General features: G+C 60.5%; 11 protein-coding genes. 3 read left to right on the forward strand and 8 right to left on the reverse strand.

The window, feature by feature from the left end:
• Positions 1–350: 350 nt before the first annotated feature.
• The 7 genes from xerD to arcA all read right to left on the reverse strand — a co-directional run bounded on the left by xerD (position 351) and on the right by arcA (position 9,734).
• Entirely contained in the window at positions 351–1,292 is a 942-nt protein-coding gene (xerD, locus tag DXD56_RS04525; protein WP_199411542.1) for a site-specific tyrosine recombinase XerD, read from the reverse strand.
• A 2-nt stretch (positions 1,293–1,294) separates the two neighbouring features.
• The gene (locus DXD56_RS04530) at positions 1,295–2,956 is read right to left on the reverse strand and encodes a CTP synthase (protein ID WP_006234274.1); all 1,662 of its coding nucleotides are present in this window, start codon (positions 2,954–2,956) and stop codon (positions 1,295–1,297) included.
• 178 nt (positions 2,957–3,134) lie between these two features.
• Positions 3,135–3,473 carry a hypothetical protein gene (locus DXD56_RS04535; protein ID WP_040358312.1) on the reverse strand — a complete coding sequence of 113 codons (339 nt, stop codon included), beginning with the start codon at positions 3,471–3,473 and terminating at the stop codon, positions 3,135–3,137.
• 256 nt (positions 3,474–3,729) lie between these two features.
• Complete coding sequence (locus tag DXD56_RS04540) at positions 3,730–5,211, reverse strand: DUF1846 domain-containing protein (RefSeq protein ID WP_022094206.1); 1,482 nt, start codon at positions 5,209–5,211, stop codon at positions 3,730–3,732.
• A 558-nt stretch (positions 5,212–5,769) separates the two neighbouring features.
• Positions 5,770–7,257, reverse strand: coding sequence for a YfcC family protein (locus DXD56_RS04545; RefSeq protein WP_369831814.1), 1,488 nt, complete (start codon positions 7,255–7,257; stop codon positions 5,770–5,772).
• 138 nt (positions 7,258–7,395) lie between these two features.
• Positions 7,396–8,391, reverse strand: a complete 996-nt coding sequence (argF, locus tag DXD56_RS04550; protein ID WP_117584234.1) for an ornithine carbamoyltransferase — start codon at positions 8,389–8,391, stop codon at positions 7,396–7,398.
• A gap of 101 nt (positions 8,392–8,492) precedes the next feature.
• A complete protein-coding gene (arcA, locus tag DXD56_RS04555; protein ID WP_117564676.1) occupies positions 8,493–9,734 on the reverse strand; it encodes an arginine deiminase in 1,242 nt (413 codons plus the stop codon).
• Positions 9,735–10,291: 557 nt separating this feature from the next.
• On the opposite strand from arcA, the gene ppk1 reads away from it, so the two are divergent.
• From ppk1 to DXD56_RS10270, 3 genes are all read left to right on the forward strand, one after another.
• Positions 10,292–12,694: a polyphosphate kinase 1 gene (ppk1, locus tag DXD56_RS04560; RefSeq protein WP_233524933.1), complete on the forward strand. Its 2,403-nt coding sequence runs from the start codon at positions 10,292–10,294 to the stop codon at positions 12,692–12,694.
• A gap of 98 nt (positions 12,695–12,792) precedes the next feature.
• Complete coding sequence (rlmD, locus tag DXD56_RS04565; protein WP_117640331.1) at positions 12,793–14,121, forward strand: 23S rRNA (uracil(1939)-C(5))-methyltransferase RlmD; 1,329 nt, start codon at positions 12,793–12,795, stop codon at positions 14,119–14,121.
• Between the two features lie 177 nt (positions 14,122–14,298).
• Complete coding sequence (locus tag DXD56_RS10270) at positions 14,299–14,577, forward strand: IS3 family transposase (protein WP_199411543.1); 279 nt, start codon at positions 14,299–14,301, stop codon at positions 14,575–14,577.
• A 174-nt stretch (positions 14,578–14,751) separates the two neighbouring features.
• Here DXD56_RS10270 and DXD56_RS04575 read toward each other — a convergent pair whose 3' ends face one another.
• Positions 14,752–16,200, reverse strand: coding sequence for a PTS transporter subunit EIIC (locus DXD56_RS04575; RefSeq protein WP_117640332.1), 1,449 nt, complete (start codon positions 16,198–16,200; stop codon positions 14,752–14,754).
• Positions 16,201–16,204 lie beyond the last annotated feature (4 nt).

The following is a 16,204-nucleotide window of genomic DNA, read 5'->3' on the forward strand; positions in this document are numbered from 1 at the left end:
CTTCCCCCACCCCTCCCCACCATTCCACCCCCAATATGTTGTAAAACACCCCCGAGCATATGTTCGAAAACACAATATGTTGTGTTTGCAGCAACGGCGGGATGCCACCTGTAGAACCACGCCCGCGAACCTCAACCTTCAAGTTGACCTTGAGGCGATTTTTGCGTCCCTTTACATGCCGTTCACATCGCCCCCAAACTCCCCCACCCAAGGCACGTGCGGCCCACCACCGCGACGCCAAGTGGCGAAAAATGGGACGGACCCCAGATTGCCCATGCGCGCGCAAAAGCACGCCACGGCAATCTGGGGCCCGTCCCCAAATACCTATAAATATACAGGTCAGCGATGTGTTAACGATGCGCCAGCGGATGCGCCGCCAGATAGACCTCGGTCAGTTGCGTTCGGTCGACATGCGTGTAGACCTGCGTGGTCGAAATATCGGCATGGCCCAAAATCTCCTGCAGCACACGCAGGTCGGCACCACCCGCGAGCATGTGGGTGGCAAAGGAGTGGCGCAAGGTATGGGGATGGAGCCCCACCAGCCCCACCTGACGCCCATACCGCTCGCATATCGCATGCACGGCCTGGCGCGACAGGCGACGTCCGTTCTTATTTAAAAAGACCGCCGAGGTCTCGGTTCCGCGGGCATGGGCCGCCAAGCGAGAACGCCCCTCAGTTACATAGAGCGTCAGAGCTCGCGCCGCGCTTCCCACCAGTGGGGACAGGCGTTCCTTTGAGCCCTTACCGCGAACGAGTACAAAGCCATCGTCAATATGGATATCGCCCACATCGAGCCCAACCAGCTCACTCACACGCAAACCGCATCCGTAGAGCACTTCCAAGATGGCATGGTCGCGCAGTCCCATCTCGCCCTCGGGAAAGTCTTGATCGAGCAGCACCGAGACATCCTCCACCGATAGATACTCCGGCAAACGCTCAGCCTTTTTAGGCAGGCGCAACGCCGCCGTCGGGTTTTGGGCCACGGCCCCATCGCGCACCAAAAAGGCATGCAGGCCCTTCACGGCCGCAAGCGCACGCTCCACCGAGGCGTCGGAATAGCCTCCGTCGCGGCGATCGGCGACAAAACCCTCCACGATCTGACGGGTCACCTCTTCAAAAGACACAATACCCGCCCGCTCCAGATAGGCGCAGTACGTCGTCAGGTCACGACGATAGGCCGCAATCGTGTTGCGCGCCAAGCCCCGCTCGACCGCGAGGTAATCGAGATACTCCCCCGCCGCCACGGCGAGCGACGAGGGAGTAGCTTCGGTATGTTCCTTATTCGCCGGCACCCTTAGTCCGTAGCGAGGTTCATGGGCGTCACCTGCAGACGGTCGACACCCTCGTGCTGGCCGATCGAAGCGCGCACGAACTCGCGGAACAGCGGCTGCGGGTTGGTCGGGCGGCTCTTGAACTCGGGATGAGCCTGGGTTGCCACATACCACGGATGCACGTCGCGCGGCAGCTCGACCATCTCGACCAGGCGCTCGTCGGGCGACAGACCCGAGATAACCAAACCGGCGTCCTCGAGCTGGTCGCGGAAGGCGTTGTTGAACTCAAAGCGGTGACGGTGACGCTCGTAGACGAGTTCCTCGCCATATGCCTCACGAGCAAGAGTATCGGCGGCGAGCTTGCACGGATAGGCGCCCAGGCGCATGGTGCCGCCCTTCTCGGTCACGTCCTCCTGCGAGCTCATCAGATCGATGACGCTATACGGACCGTCCGGATCAAACTCGGAGGAGCTGGCACCGGCAAGGCCAACGACATTGCGGGCGAACTCGCACACGGCGACCTGCATACCCAGGCAAATGCCCAGATACGGAATCTTGTGCTCACGGGCAAACTCGGCCGCGAGGATCTTGCCCTCCAGGGCGCGCTTGCCAAAGCCGCCGGGGACCAGGATGCCCGAGGCGTCGCCTAGAACCTCGGAGACATTCTGCTCATCGAGGCTCTCGCCGTCGACTAGCTGGACGTCCACATGGCGATCGTAGAAGACGCCCGCATGGTGCAGGGCCTCGATAACCGACAGGTACGCATCGGGCAGCTGCGTGTACTTACCCACGACGGCGATCTTCACCTTGTCGGCGTGATGGTTGGCGTGATTCTGTTTGCGCAGGAACTCGTTCCACTCGCTCATGTCGCGCTCACGCGGATCCAGACCCAGGCGCTCGCAAATGCGCAGGTCAAAGTCCTGCTCGGCAAGCAGCTGCGGAACATCGTAAATGCTCGCGCAGTCCTCGTTGGTAAAGACGCAATCGGTGTCGACGTCGCAGAAGCTTGCGATCTTTCCGCGGATAGCGTCATCGATATGGTGGTCGGAGCGCAGTACGATGATATCGGGCTGGATACCAAAGCTGCGGAGCTCCTTGACGGAATGCTGCGTAGGCTTGGTCTTGACCTCGTGGGCGGCGGCGATATAGGGAACGAGCGACACGTGGATGTAGCAGACGTTCTCGGGGCCGGCCTCCTTGCGGTACTGACGGATGGCCTCGACAAACGGTTGGGACTCGATGTCGCCGATCGTGCCGCCCAGCTCGGTGATGACTACATCGGAGCCGGTCTGCTCCTCGATGCGGCGGAACTTGTCCTTAATGGCATTGGTGACGTGGGGAATCACCTGCACGGTACCGCCCAAAAAGTCGCCGCGACGCTCGCGGGCGATTAGGCTTTTGTAGATGGCACCGGTCGTAAAGTTGGAATCGCGGGTCAGGTTCTCATCAATAAAGCGCTCGTAATGACCCAGGTCCAGGTCGGACTCGTAACCATCCTCGGTTACAAAGACCTCACCATGCTGGAACGGGCTCATGGTACCGGGGTCGACGTTCAGATACGGGTCGGCCTTCTGCATCGTTACTTTGTAGCCACGCGACTTGAGCAGACGGCCCAGCGAGGCCGCGGTGATACCCTTGCCCAGGGACGAAACCACGCCACCGGTTACGAACACATGCTTGGTCATATTGAGTTACCTGCGCTTCCCGTAGAAGTTGTTTATCCACATCTTACGGGTCTTCATTGTAATACTCGCGCCGCGGACCGTCCGCAATTTTTCTCGCGTGCGATTGCATTTCTCGATCTTGAAACAAAACGCCGCCCGGTTTCCCAGGCGGCGTCGCTATGGCAAGGGTTACATGCTGCTATCGATCAGCAACCTCGTCCTCAAGCATTTCTTGAACGAGCATGCCGGTACGGACGCCCTCAAGATACCACTCACCACGTTCGGTGAGGCAAATGCCATTTGCAAGCTGACCGCCGTCGTCGCTATAACGCGAGACGACATCAATCATACCTTCGGAATCCAAGCGATCGATTGCGGCGCGGGCACGATACGGCGAAACCCCCACGCGCTCGGCAAGCGTTTTGCGCGAGAAACCATACGGCCCGCCATTGTCTTCGGTTTGCTGGTCGATCTCCATCAACACCAGCACCTCGACACGCTTCATATCGTTGACACTCGCACGACCCTTGCCCGCCATAGCAGCCTCCTCAAACCGAGCACGAGCATCTAACGCGCCGTGCGCGACCGACACACCTCACGATGGCAGGTAATATCCATCATGCGGCATCCCGCTAAGGATGAAACAGTTACGGTTATTGTATACCGCTCAAATTGTTTCTAGGCAGGTAAACAGCTATTTTTCGCCGAAATAGGCGCTTTATTGATCAAAAAGCCGTACCGGGCGCTAACCCGATACGGCCAAAATGCAATGCAATTACCGCGGTGCTTCAAACTTAGCGATGGAAGAAACCGCGGCGCTCAAACTTGGGCTCGCAGCACACGTTGATGCCCAGTTTACGCAACACCGTCTCGTCCGTCGGCGAGATAATCACGCTAAAGAAGGCATCGCAACCGCGCAGCTGCTCCAGGCCCGAAAGGACACGAGCGGCCGTCTCGCTCGTAGCCGAGGTGATCGACAGCGCCATAAGCGTCTCGTCGGTGTGGAGGCGCGGGTTTTTGCTGCCCAGGAAATGCGTCTTGAGCTTGCTGATGGGCTCGATCGCCTCGTCGCTGATGACCTCGAGCTCAAGGTCGACGCCCGAGACATGCTTGAGGGCGTTCATGATCAGCGAACTCGCAGCGCCCAAACGCGTTGAGGTTTTACCGGTCACAACGGAACCGTCCGGCATGACCATGGCGCCCACGGGACCGCCCGTCAGCTGCTCCCTAGTAAGGGCGGCCGAGCGTGCCGGCGAATAGTTCTTATCGATGCCGGCCTTCTTCATAATAATCTTGAGACGATCGACTTGCTCATCGCCCACGCCGGTACGGCGCACATTTTCGACCGCGGTAAAGTAGCGGCGGACGATCTCCATCTTGGAAGCGTCGCGGCAGGCATCGTCATCGGTGATGGCAAAGCCGACCATATTGACGCCCATGTCCGTGGGGCTCTGGTAGGGGCTCTTGCCCAGGATCTTTTCCATCAGGGCACGGACCACCGGGAAGGCCTCGACGTCGCGGTTGTAGTTGACCGTGGTCTTGTTGTAGGCCTCAAGGTGGAAGGAATCGATGATGTTGGCATCGTCGAGGTCCGCCGTGGCGGCCTCGTAGGCAATATTGACCGGATGCGTCAGAGGAAGATTCCAGACCGGGAAGGTCTCAAACTTGGCATAGCCGGCGGCAGTGCCGTGCTTATGCTCGTGATACAGCTGCGAGAGGCAAGTGGCGAGCTTGCCCGAGCCAGGGCCGGGCGCCGTCACGACAACGAGCGGACGCGTGGTCTCGACGAACTCGTTCTTGCCGTAGCCTTCGTCAGAAACGATCAGATCGACGTCGTGCGGATAGCCCTCAATGGGATAGTGCAGCTTGGCGGGAATGCCGAGTGCATTCAGACGATTGCGGAAGACGTCGGCAGCGGGCTGACCGGCATACTGCGTGATAACCACGGCCGCGACAGCAAAACCGTTGCCGCGGAACAGGTCGACCAGGCGCAAGACGTCCTCGTCATAGGTAATGCCAAGGTCACCACGAGCCTTGTTTTTCTCGATGTGGTTCGCGTTGATCGCGATGATAACCTCGACATCGTCGGCGATGCTTTTGAGCATGCGGAACTTGCTGTCCGGCTCAAAACCCGGTAGCACGCGGCTGGCATGATAGTCATCGAACAGCTTGCCGCCAAACTCCAAATACAGCTTGCCGCCAAACTGCGAGATGCGCTCCTTAATGTGAGCAGCCTGCAGCTCGATATACTTCGCGTTGTCGAAACCCTGGCGCATGTATGGCTCCCGTCCCGTTTCGTAAATTAAGTTCCTACGCGATTATAACGGAGCCTGCCCTCCCCGATGCCCAGGCCATCAACAGGCACCAACCAAACACGCCATCGCAACCACCGGGGACCCGGGATAGCTAATTTGAAGCAGGAACCAAGTCACTCCGCACCAACAATGGAAACGTCACAGGCAGAGCCAAAGTCAACGAACGGGCACCAGAGCGGGCAAGCTGTTCCCCTGCACCAACAATAACAGCGTCGCAGGTTGAGCATAAGTCAGCGAGCGCCGTCCAGAACGTACAAGTTGGCATGAAAAAGGCAAGGCATAGACCTTTTGGTCATGCCTTGCCTTTTGAATGACAAATTGTAGTTCTGGGCGGCGCGCAGCGTCGAGTGGTTCCGCGGTTTGGTAAAACCGCGGAACATAAGTGCGCCCCCTCCCGCGCACGGAACGGGAGGAGGCTAAAGGTAGGAGTCTACCGGTGGGGTTACCCCACCGGACAGACGATGACCAGGTGATCCTTTACAGGATCGTCATGGTTTCCGTGGGGTACCCAAGGGGTACTTAGAGCATCACGCAAGCGACGGTCAGGATGATGGCGCAGACGACGGAGAGAGCGACGATGAGCTTAAGAGCAAACTTGAGCCAGGTCGTCCACTCGATCTTGGCCAGGGCAAGACCGCCCATGATGGCGCCGGAGGTCGGGGTGAACAGGTTCACGACGCCGATGGCGGCGGAGAAGATCATGACCATGACCTCGGGCGAGAAGCCGAGCTTAACAGCCAGCGGTCCCATGATGGGCATGGAGACAGTAGCCATACCGGAGGTCGAGGGGATTAGGAAGGACAGGCCGAAGTAGACCAGGAAGCTCATGGGAGCGAAGATCACGCCGGACAGGCCAGCCAGAGCATTGGCGGCAGCGTCGAGGACGTAGACGTCGAGGCCGGTGCTAGCCATGAGGACGGAGATACCACGGGCGAGGGCGATGACGAGGACAACGGACATCATGTCGGCAGCGCCGGTGATGAAGGTGTTGACGATCTGCTTCTCGGACAGGCCGCCAATAATACCGATCAGGACAGCCATGAGGAAGAACCAGGTGGAAGCCTCGTCGAAGTACCACTGACCAATGGGCAGGCCGGTGATCAGGGCAGACCAGCCCTGAACGATGGCGTTACCGTCGGCGTCATAGACAGCGCCAGCATCGAAGAAGTTGGCGACGCCCTCGTTAAGGTCGGCCAGCGGGATGAAGCCGACGATCATGACGACGAAGGTGAAGGCAAAGGCGATCAGAACACCCTTCTGACGACCGGTGAGCTTGACCTCCTTGTGAACCTCGGAAGCAGCCTTGCCGTGAGCCTCTTCGGCGTCCTTGAGCTCCTGCATCGAAAGGATGGTGGAACCCTTGTCAGCCTTGACCTTCTTGGCATAGCTCATGACGAAGAAGATGGACATGGCGGTGGTAACAATCCACAGGACGGCACCGAGGCCGATGATGATGGACTGGTTGACCTCAATGCCAACGCCGGTCAGAGCGTCGACGGCAGCGCCGACGGCAAACGGGTTAACCGTGGAGCCGAGACAGCCGCAGCCAGCGCCGAGCAGGACGGTTGCAGCGCCGACCATGGGGTCGAAGCCAGCAGCCATCATGGTAGCGGCGAGCAGGGCGTAGAAGGGAACGGTCTCCTCGCACATACCATAGGTGGTACCACCGAGGGAGAAGATGAGCATCAGCACGGGAATGAGCATGATCTCATTGCCCTTAAGCTTCTGCACCAGAACGGCAATGCCGTTGTCCAGGGCGCCGGTCTCGGTCATCATGCCGAGGAAGCCGCCGAGGATCATAACGAAGAGGCAGACGGGCAGAGCGTCAGCGAAGCCCTTGACCGGGGCGGTGCAGAAATCGCTCAAGCGGGCAGCGGTAACCGCGCCACCGGACGTACCGGAGACGATAACGGTAACAACCGCGACGATTGCCAGCAGAGCAAGAAGAATGGTGAACGATGAAGGCATACCGCGCTTTTTCTTAGCGGTCTCAGTCATAGTTCTCATCCCCCCTTCATAAATCATTTACTGATCTCGCCCGAAGCGGCTCTTCCGTGCCGTGCATGTCGTTCGGTGCGAGATTTTTACCAGACAAAAGTGCTCGGGGTGCGCAGCAATGCACCCCGAGCGAGATGCTAGATGCTCTTACTTGAGCGTAGCGTACATGACAGCCTTGATGGTGTGCATGCGGTTCTCGGCCTCGTCGAAGACCTTGGAAGCGGGGCTCTCGAAGACCTCGTCGGTGACCTCCTGCTCGGTGATGCCGAACTGCTCGCACTTCTCGGCGCCAATCGTGGTGTTGGTGTCGTGGAAGCTGGGCAGGCAGTGCAGGAAGATGGCACCCGGGTTGGCCATAGCCATGACCTCGGAGGTAACGCGATACGGGGTGAGCTGAGCGATGCGCTCGGCCCAGACCTCGTCGGGCTCGCCCATGGAGACCCAAACGTCGGTGTAGAGAACGTCGGCACCGGTGACGCCGTCCTTGACGTCGGTGGTCAGCTTGATGGTGCAGCCGTTGGCCTCGGCGATGGGCTTGCAGGCCTCGATGACGTCGTCAGCGGGCATGCACTCCTCGGGGCCGCAGGCCACGAAGTTCATGCCGAGCTTGGAGCAGACGACCATGAGGGAGCGAGCGACGTTGTTCTTGCAGTCGCCCATGAAGACGAGGGTCTTGCCCTTGATGTCGTAGTTGAAGTTCTCCTGGACGGTCAGGATGTCGGCGAGCATCTGGGTGGGGTGCCACTCGGTGGTCAGACCGTTCCACACGGGCACGCCGGACTTAGCGGCAAGCTCCTCGACGTCGTCCTGGGCAAAGCCACGGAACTCAATGCCGTCATACATGCGGCCGAGAACGCGGGCGGTGTCCTCGATGGACTCCTTCTTGCCCATCTGCGACGAACCCGGATCGAGGTAGGTGACGCCCATGCCCAGATCCATGCCGCCGACCTCGAAGGCGCAGCGGGTACGAGTGGAGGTCTTCTGGAAGAGCAGGACGATGTTCTTGCCCTCGAGATAGCGGTGAGGAACGCCGGCGCGCTTCATGTCCTTGAAGTTCTTGGAGAGCTTGAGCAGGTACTCGATCTCCTCGGTGGTGAGGTCGAGGAGCTTGAGGAAGCTACGGCCGGAGAGGTTAACACCCATGGTTCGTATCCTTTCGAAAAAGTGAATTACTAAAAAGTGGTGCCCGTTTGACGGGCGAAACCGGTGCGGTTGTAGGGGGACCGCACCGGAAACGGAAAACCTTAGAGGTCCTCGCGCCAGAAGGGCATGCTCATGCAGCGCGGGCCGCCGCGGCCGCGGGAGAGCTCGGCGGAGGGCACGACGAGAAGGTCCAGGCCCTCCTTGTACAGCACGTCGTTGGTGACGGTGTTGCGGGCGTAGACGCAGATCTTGCCGGGCTCGACGCACAGGGTGTTGGAGCCGTCGTTCCACTGCTCGCGGGAGGCCGCGATCGGGTCGCCGCCGCCGCAGGGGATCAGCTTGACCTGGTCGACGCCGGTGGCGTCCTCCAGGACGTGCTCGAGGGTGTCCTCGATCAGGCGGATGTTGACCTCGCCCGGGTTCTTGCCGGCGGTCAGCTCGTAGACGCGCAGGGTGCCCATGATGGCGGGGTGGATCGTGAACTTATCGACGTCGATCTGGGTGAAGACCGTGTCGAGGTGCATGAAGGCGCGCGAGACGGGGATGTCGAAGGCCAGGATGCGCTCGACCTTGGAGTCGGAGTTCCAGAAGATGTTCTGGGCCATGACGTCGATGGCGGCCGCCTGGGTGCGCTGGGAGATGCCGACGGCGAGGGTCTTCTCGTTGATGTTCAGCACGTCGCCGCCCTCGGTGTGGAACTGGCAGTCGCGGCGGAAGTACAGGGAGACGTCCTTGTAGTCGGGGTGGTACTTGAAGACGTACTTGCCGTACAGGGTCTCGCGGTTGCGGGTGACCGAGTACATGCGGTTGAGGTTGACGCCCTCGCCGACGACCGCGAACGGGTCGCGGGTGAAGTAGAGGTTGGGCATCGGGTCGATGATCAGGTCGGACTCGGACTCGGAGTTGACCAGGGAGTCGAGGGTCGTGGACGCCGTGAGGGGCATGTCGATCTCGGCCTTGGTCATGCCGGCCATGGTCTTCTTGACGAACTCGAGGTTGTCCTCGATGGAGTCCAGCTTCTCGCGGACGATCTGCGGCATGTGCTGGCCGCGGATGCCTGCCTCGGCGATGTACTGGTCGGTGAACTCGGCGCGGGCGCCGGGGACCTGGTCGAACACCTCTGCGACGAGGTTCTCGAGGTAGAGCACCTCCACGCCCTGGTCCCTCAGGATCTGGGCGAAGGTGTCGTGCTCCTGCTGCGCGACCTCCAGGAACGGGACGTCGTCGAACAGGAGTCGCTCGAGCTCGTCGGGCGGCAGGTTGAGGAGCTCGTCGCCGGGACGGTGCAGGCAGACCTTCCTGAGCTTGCCGATCTCGGAAGGCACGTGCAGACCTTTCGTCATGGCCTCCTACCTTTCTTTCGGGCCTTTCGGCCGAATCTCTCAGCACCCTTCCGTAACGGGTGCTGCTTGCTGACAGCTCTAGTTATATCCAAATTCCAACCGCAATTCCACCTCGCCCCCGAACGGTCAACAAAGTTCGATGAACGGTATATCGAATATGATTCCCCCATAATGCACTTCGGCGTTCTAAAGTAGCTTTTCTAAGGTAAACGCTCTTTTTTCTCAAAAATCATTCGCAATTACAACTCCAATCTTTCGATTAAGAATTGCATATCTACAACGGTTTTATGTATATAAATGACGCTTGTTCGTGTTTCTGCCTGTATTCGATGATATTCAGCTATCTATCATTCTTATTCACACATACTCAGCAGTTGAGTGAGGATCTAGACCGTTTTTCGCAACGCGACGGGCGTCAGCTCTATGGCTTGACAGCGTAAGAAGTAGGTTAAGATACCGTTCGCACAATACGTCCGTGCCACAAGTCGACTAAATTGAGACAATAGTGAATAGTGTTAGGCAACCGTCCCCTGCGGGGACTGAACGGACAGATGCATATGCCGAGCAAAATCGAAAAAAAGCAAGCCGCCGCAAAGCTGCGCAAACCGCCGCGCGACTTCTCGTACACGCAGAACCGAGAGCTCAGCTGGCTGCGCTTTGATAACCGTGTGCTTGACGAAGCCTTCGACGAGACCGTTCCGCTGTTCGAGCGTCTAAAGTTCGTGTCGATTTTCGAGTCTAACCTCGACGAGTTTCTCATGGTACGCGTGGGCGGCCTGTCCGATCTGGCGGAGCTCAAAAAACAGCCTGTCGACAACAAGAGCAATATGACCGCCTCCGAACAGGTCGATGCTGTCATGACCGAAATGCCCGGGCTCCTTACCCGATGGGAGTCCATCTTTAAGAGCATCGAGGGCAAGCTCGACATCCTAGGCGTTCACCGCGCCTGCATCGATTCGCTTACGCCCGAGGAGCGCACCTTTGTAACCCGTTACTTCCAGGCCTACGTGTCGCCGGTCATCTCGCCGTTGGTCATTGACCCGCGCCATCCCTTCCCCAACCTGCGCAACGGCGCACTCTATCTGGCCTGCGGCCTGGACGGCGTCACCGACGAGGAAAGTCTGCTGGGCCTAATCGAGATTCCCGCCTCGATGAACCGCGTGGTCGAGATCCCCTCGCCCACCGGCACCTACTCCTACATCTTGCTCGAGGACGTCATCCTCGCCTGCCTGGACAGCTGCTTTGGCTCCTACAAGCCACTCGACCGCGCGCTCATCCGCGTCACCCGCAACGCCGACATCGATCCGGACGGCGAGGGCGTCGAAGAGGAAGAGGACTACCGCCAGCACATGAAGCGCATCCTCAAGAAGCGCCTGCGTCTGCAGCCGGTAGTGCTCGCGGTCTCGGGGTCGCTCGAGAAGGCGACGCTCAAGACCATCCGCAAGGCGCTCGAGCTTTCGCGCCGCTCTGTCTTTACCTGCGATATCCCGCTCGACCTGGGCTACGTCTTTGGCATTGAGAGTAAGATTCCCGAGCACCTGCGCAACGAGCTGCTCTTTACGCCGTTTAAGCCGCAGCCCAACCCCACCATCGATATGACCCGCTCCATCCGCGAGCAGGTACTTCAGCACGACAAGCTGCTCTTTTATCCCTATGAGGCCATGAACCCCTTCCTGGATCTGGTGCACGAGGCCGCCTACGACCCCGAGTGCATCTCGCTGCGCATCACGCTCTACCGCGTGGCCAAGCAGAGCCGCCTGTGCGAGTCACTGATCGATGCCGCCGAGAACGGCAAAGAGGTCACGGTGCTCATGGAGCTCCGCGCGCGCTTTGACGAGCAGAACAACATCGAGTGGGCCGAGCGCCTGGAAGAGGCCGGCTGCACCGTCATCTACGGCTCCGAGGGCTTTAAGTGCCACTCCAAGATCTGCCAGCTCACCTATCGCGAGGGCATGGCGCTAACGCGCCTGACGCTGCTGGGCACCGGCAACTTTAACGAGAAGACGGCCAAACTCTACAGCGACTTTATGCTCATGACCGCTCACCCCGGCATCGGCGAGGACGCCAACCTGTTCTTCCGCAACCTGTCGCTGGGCAACCTGCGCGGCGATTACCGCTTCCTGGGTGTGGCGCCCGTCGGACTGAAACCGCTCATCATGCGCGGGCTTGACCGCGAGATCCAGCGCGCCCTCGCCGGCGAGCCCGCCCGCGTGTTCTTTAAACTCAACTCGCTCACCGACCGCGAGGTCATCGACAAGATCGCCGAGGCATCGTGCGCAGGAGTCCGCGTGGACATGATCATCCGCGGCATCTCGTGCCTCAAGCCGGGCGTTCCTGGCAAGACCGAGAACGTGCATGTCCGTTCTATCGTCGGACGCTTTTTGGAGCATGCGCGCGTTTACGCCTTTGGCGTGGACTCGGACATGATCTATCTGAGCTCGGCCGACATGATGACGCGCAACACCGAGCACCGCGTGGAGATCGCCTTCCCCGTGCTCGACCCCACCTGCCGCGCCCTGGTGCACGAGTACATGAGCATGCAGCTGCGCGACAACGTGAAGGCCCGCAGCCTCACGAGCGACGGCACCTGGGTCCCCGTGGAGCGCGCAGAGGGTGAGAAACCCTTCAACTCGCAGGAAGCCCTGCTGGAGCGTGCCTACCGCAACGCCGAGGCCGCGCCCGAGCCCGTCATTGAGGCAAAGCCCGCCCCTGCTCCTAAGCCGCAGCCGGCCACACCCGAGGTTCAGAAGGTCCAGGCGACCGTCATTGAGCCCGAGCCCGCACCTGCACCTCAGCCCGAGCCGCAGGCAGCTAAGCCCGCACCCGAGACGAGCGCCCGTCGCGATAAGCCCGCCGGCAAGACCAAGGCCATCGAGCGCCATCGCCCCGGTCGTGTGCGCATGGGCCTGGGCCTGATCGGCCTGGGTCTTAAGACGCTCATTACCGGCAAGACGAAATAGTCGTTTGTAGAAGCAGTTTGTAGAAGCGCCCCGCATTTGAGGAAAGCCTCGGATGCGGGGCGCTTTTCCCTGCTACCATGGTGCGAATAACAACGCGAATGACAGGCAGGGATATGAAGCTCACTATAGAATCGATGACCTACGGCGCCGACGGGCTGGCGCACGCCGACAACGGCAAGGCCGTCTTTGTGCAGGGCGCCGTGGCAGGCGACACCGTCGAGGCCGAGGTCGTACAGGACGGCAAGTCGTTCATGCGCGCCCGCACCACCGAGATTCTCAAGCCAAGCCCCGATCGCATTCAGCCCCCCTGCCCCTTCGTTGGCATCTGCGGCGGTTGTTCGTGGGGCAATCTCTCACGCACGGCACAGCTCGCCGCCAAGGAGCAAAACCTGCGCTCCACGCTCGAGCGCATCGGCAAGTTCGCTCCTGAGCAGGTCGATGAGTTGGTACAGCCCATCTGCCACACCAAGGACGACTGGGGCTACCGCAATAAAATCGAGCTCGAACCGACCGTCGTCAACGGTCGCGTGCGCCTTGGCATGCACGGTGTCGACCCCAGCAAAATCGTGACCGTCGATGCGTGCCCGCTGTTCGATAAGCGCTTCCCGAAGGCGCTCAAATCGGTCGTCGGCGCACTCAACTATCTAAGCGGCAGCCATGACTTGGGACTCGAACGCGTGGGCATTCGTGCATCGCGCCGTACCAAGGCACTCGAGGTCGCACTCTGGACGCCTACAGGCTCTTTTCCGCGCTCGCAGGTCTCCCGCGTGCTGGCGGACGCCGCTCATCCCACGAGCATCGTGCGCGTGATGAGCAAGGGCGAAAAGAAGGCCCGCCGTGTCTCCAAGGTCGAAATGCTCGCCGGAGAGGGCTCATGGACCGAGAATATCGCCGAGGGTCAGATGCGCTTGTCTGCCCCGTCTTTTTTCCAGGTCAACACCAAGGGTGCCGAGATTTTGATCGAGCTTGTCATGGAAGCGCTCGACCCGCAAGAAGACGAGCTTGCCGTGGACCTGTACTGCGGCGCCGGAACCTTTACCCTGCCGCTCGCCCGCCGCTGCGACTTCGTCGCCGCCGTCGAGGCCTACGGCCCGGCCGTGCGCGACCTGCGCCGTAACCTGGAGATCAACAAGCTTGATAACGTCGACGTCATTGGCGGAGACGCGGTGCGCGAGTTCCCCGACCAGGATGCCGACGTCTTGGTGGTCGACCCGCCGCGCGCAGGCCTCGCCCCCGAGGTGATCGACCTTATCGCCAGCACGAGTGCTCGCGATGTCGCCTACGTGAGCTGCGACCCGGCCACCCTGGCGCGCGATCTCAAACGCTTTGTCGAAGAAGGCACCTTCTCCCCCGTCAAGATCACGCCAGTCGACCTGTTCCCGCAAACCTTCCACTGCGAAACCGTCGTCCACCTCAAGCGTAACTAGACCGTTTGCCCAAGACCACGCCCGATGATTTTTCTGGGACGGGGATAAAAAAATTTGTTCTGAATGATTATTTAATCCCCGTCCCGAAATTGAACCGCCCCCTCATTTCTTGGACATTAGAAATGAGGGGCTTCTTTATGGACGGGAAAGTCGGACACGACGCCGCGCTGAGGACTCTTGCAGCAGAGTTTTGCGACAGGGGATACGGGCGCACCGAAGGCCGAAGGGCGCCCGGACCCGGCCGGGGCCGGCGGCGCGCGAGGGCGAGCTCTTGCGACGGAGCTGCTGCCCGGGCGCCTGAAGGACGAGTTCTACAGGAACCGGTCGTGGCGGAGCTTCGAGGAGTTCAAGCGGGACCTCCACGCCTACACCGTTCACTGGAACAAGAGGAGGCAGGTTAAGCAAAAGGGACTGACCCCGGAGGAGTTCCGGAATCAGTCCCCATGTGCGGCATAGGCCGCAAATTGACCCGTCTAAGTTTCGGGGCGCAGTTCATTTCAGCGCCGCCCGAGAAAGCTAAACGCCTTCTGGCAGGTTGTCCCGGGCCGAGGGCGGCCACCTTGATCGCCCTCGGCCCTCACCCACCTCAACTGCTCCTCAATTACATAGAGCTGATTGAGGGGGCGCAAGCTAGTGGGCGCCTTCCTCCTCGTCGTTGGGTCGGTAGGTGACGAACTCGATAACAAAGGCCAGGACGGCGGAGATGAGCGAGGCGATGATCGCGAAGATCATGTGGGAGATCCCGGCGCCACCAGGGGTCCCGTCGATGAAGTTGAGCAGGTTGAAGACGCCGAGGCCGCCCGAGATGTACATGAGAGCGCCAGTCATTCCCACGATAGCGCCGCCCACGGCGGAGCTCAGGCATGCCACGACGAACGCGCGCTTGTTGGGGAGGGCGATGCCGTAGATGCCCGGCTCGGTGACGCCGAAGAAGAAGGCGGAGATCATCGCGGGAAGGGCGATGCCGCGGAAGCGCTCGTCCTTGTTTCTGAGGTACATGGCAAAGATGACCGCTCCGAGTGCGAACCCGTGGCCGATGGTGGCGGCGAGCACGCTATCGTGGCCGAGGGTGTTCAGGTTCATGATGGAGATGGGGATGAGGCTCCAGTGGAAGCCGAAGATGACGAGGCACATCCACAGTCCGCCGACTAGGGCGCTGCCCAGGACGGAACCAACCACGGGGAGCTGGAAGATGAACGAGAACGCCGCGCTCAGCAGGTTGGTGATGAGGGTGGCCACCGGGCCGATGATGAGGTAGCCCAAGACGATGGAGACCGTCATCGTGGCGAGCGGGACAAGGAACATCTTGAGCGCAGCCGGCATCCAGCTCTTGAGCCAGCGCTCAAGGATAGAGCCGAACCACACCATGAGAAGGATGGGGATCACCGAGCTCACGTAGCCGGACACGGGCATGATGATGGGGAGCCCGAGGGCGGTGGCGTACCACGAGAACGTGCCGGCCACGCCGAGGTCGATGCTGCCGAGCGCCTCGCCCGAGGTCAGGGCGACCATCGTCGGGTAGAGGAGCGCCACGCCGATTGCCACGCCGGTGAACTCGTTCATGCGGAACTTGCGCGCGGCACTGAACGCCAGGGCGACGGGAAGGAAGTAGAAGAAGCCGTCAGCCACGGTGTAGAGCAGCGTGTAGAGGCCGTCGTTTGCAAAGGCCGGGACGAAGTAGGTGATGAGGGCAAGCAGTCCCTTCATGATGCCTGCGGCGGCAAGCGGTCCCAGGATGGGCTGGAAGATGCCAGAGATGAGGTCGATGATGACGGAGGCAACGGTCTTATCGCCCTGGGGCTCGTCGTCGGCGCTTGCGCCGCCCGAGAAGTTGCCGGCCTCCAGGACCGCGTCGTAGACGTCCTCGACGATGTTGCCCACGACCACCTGGTACTGGCCGTTGGCCTGGATGACCTGGATGACGCCCTTGAGGGCCTCGATCTTGGCCGTGTTGGCGCGGGACTCGTCCTTGAGTTTGAAGCGCACGCGCGTGATGCAGTGCGCGACGCTGGCGACGTTCTCGGCGCCGCCTACGTTCTCGAGTATGGATCTGGCCAGGTCGTCGTATTTTTCTGCCATTATT

This window comes from Collinsella sp. TM06-3 (genome assembly GCF_003436395.1).
Classification (GTDB): domain Bacteria; phylum Actinomycetota; class Coriobacteriia; order Coriobacteriales; family Coriobacteriaceae; genus Collinsella.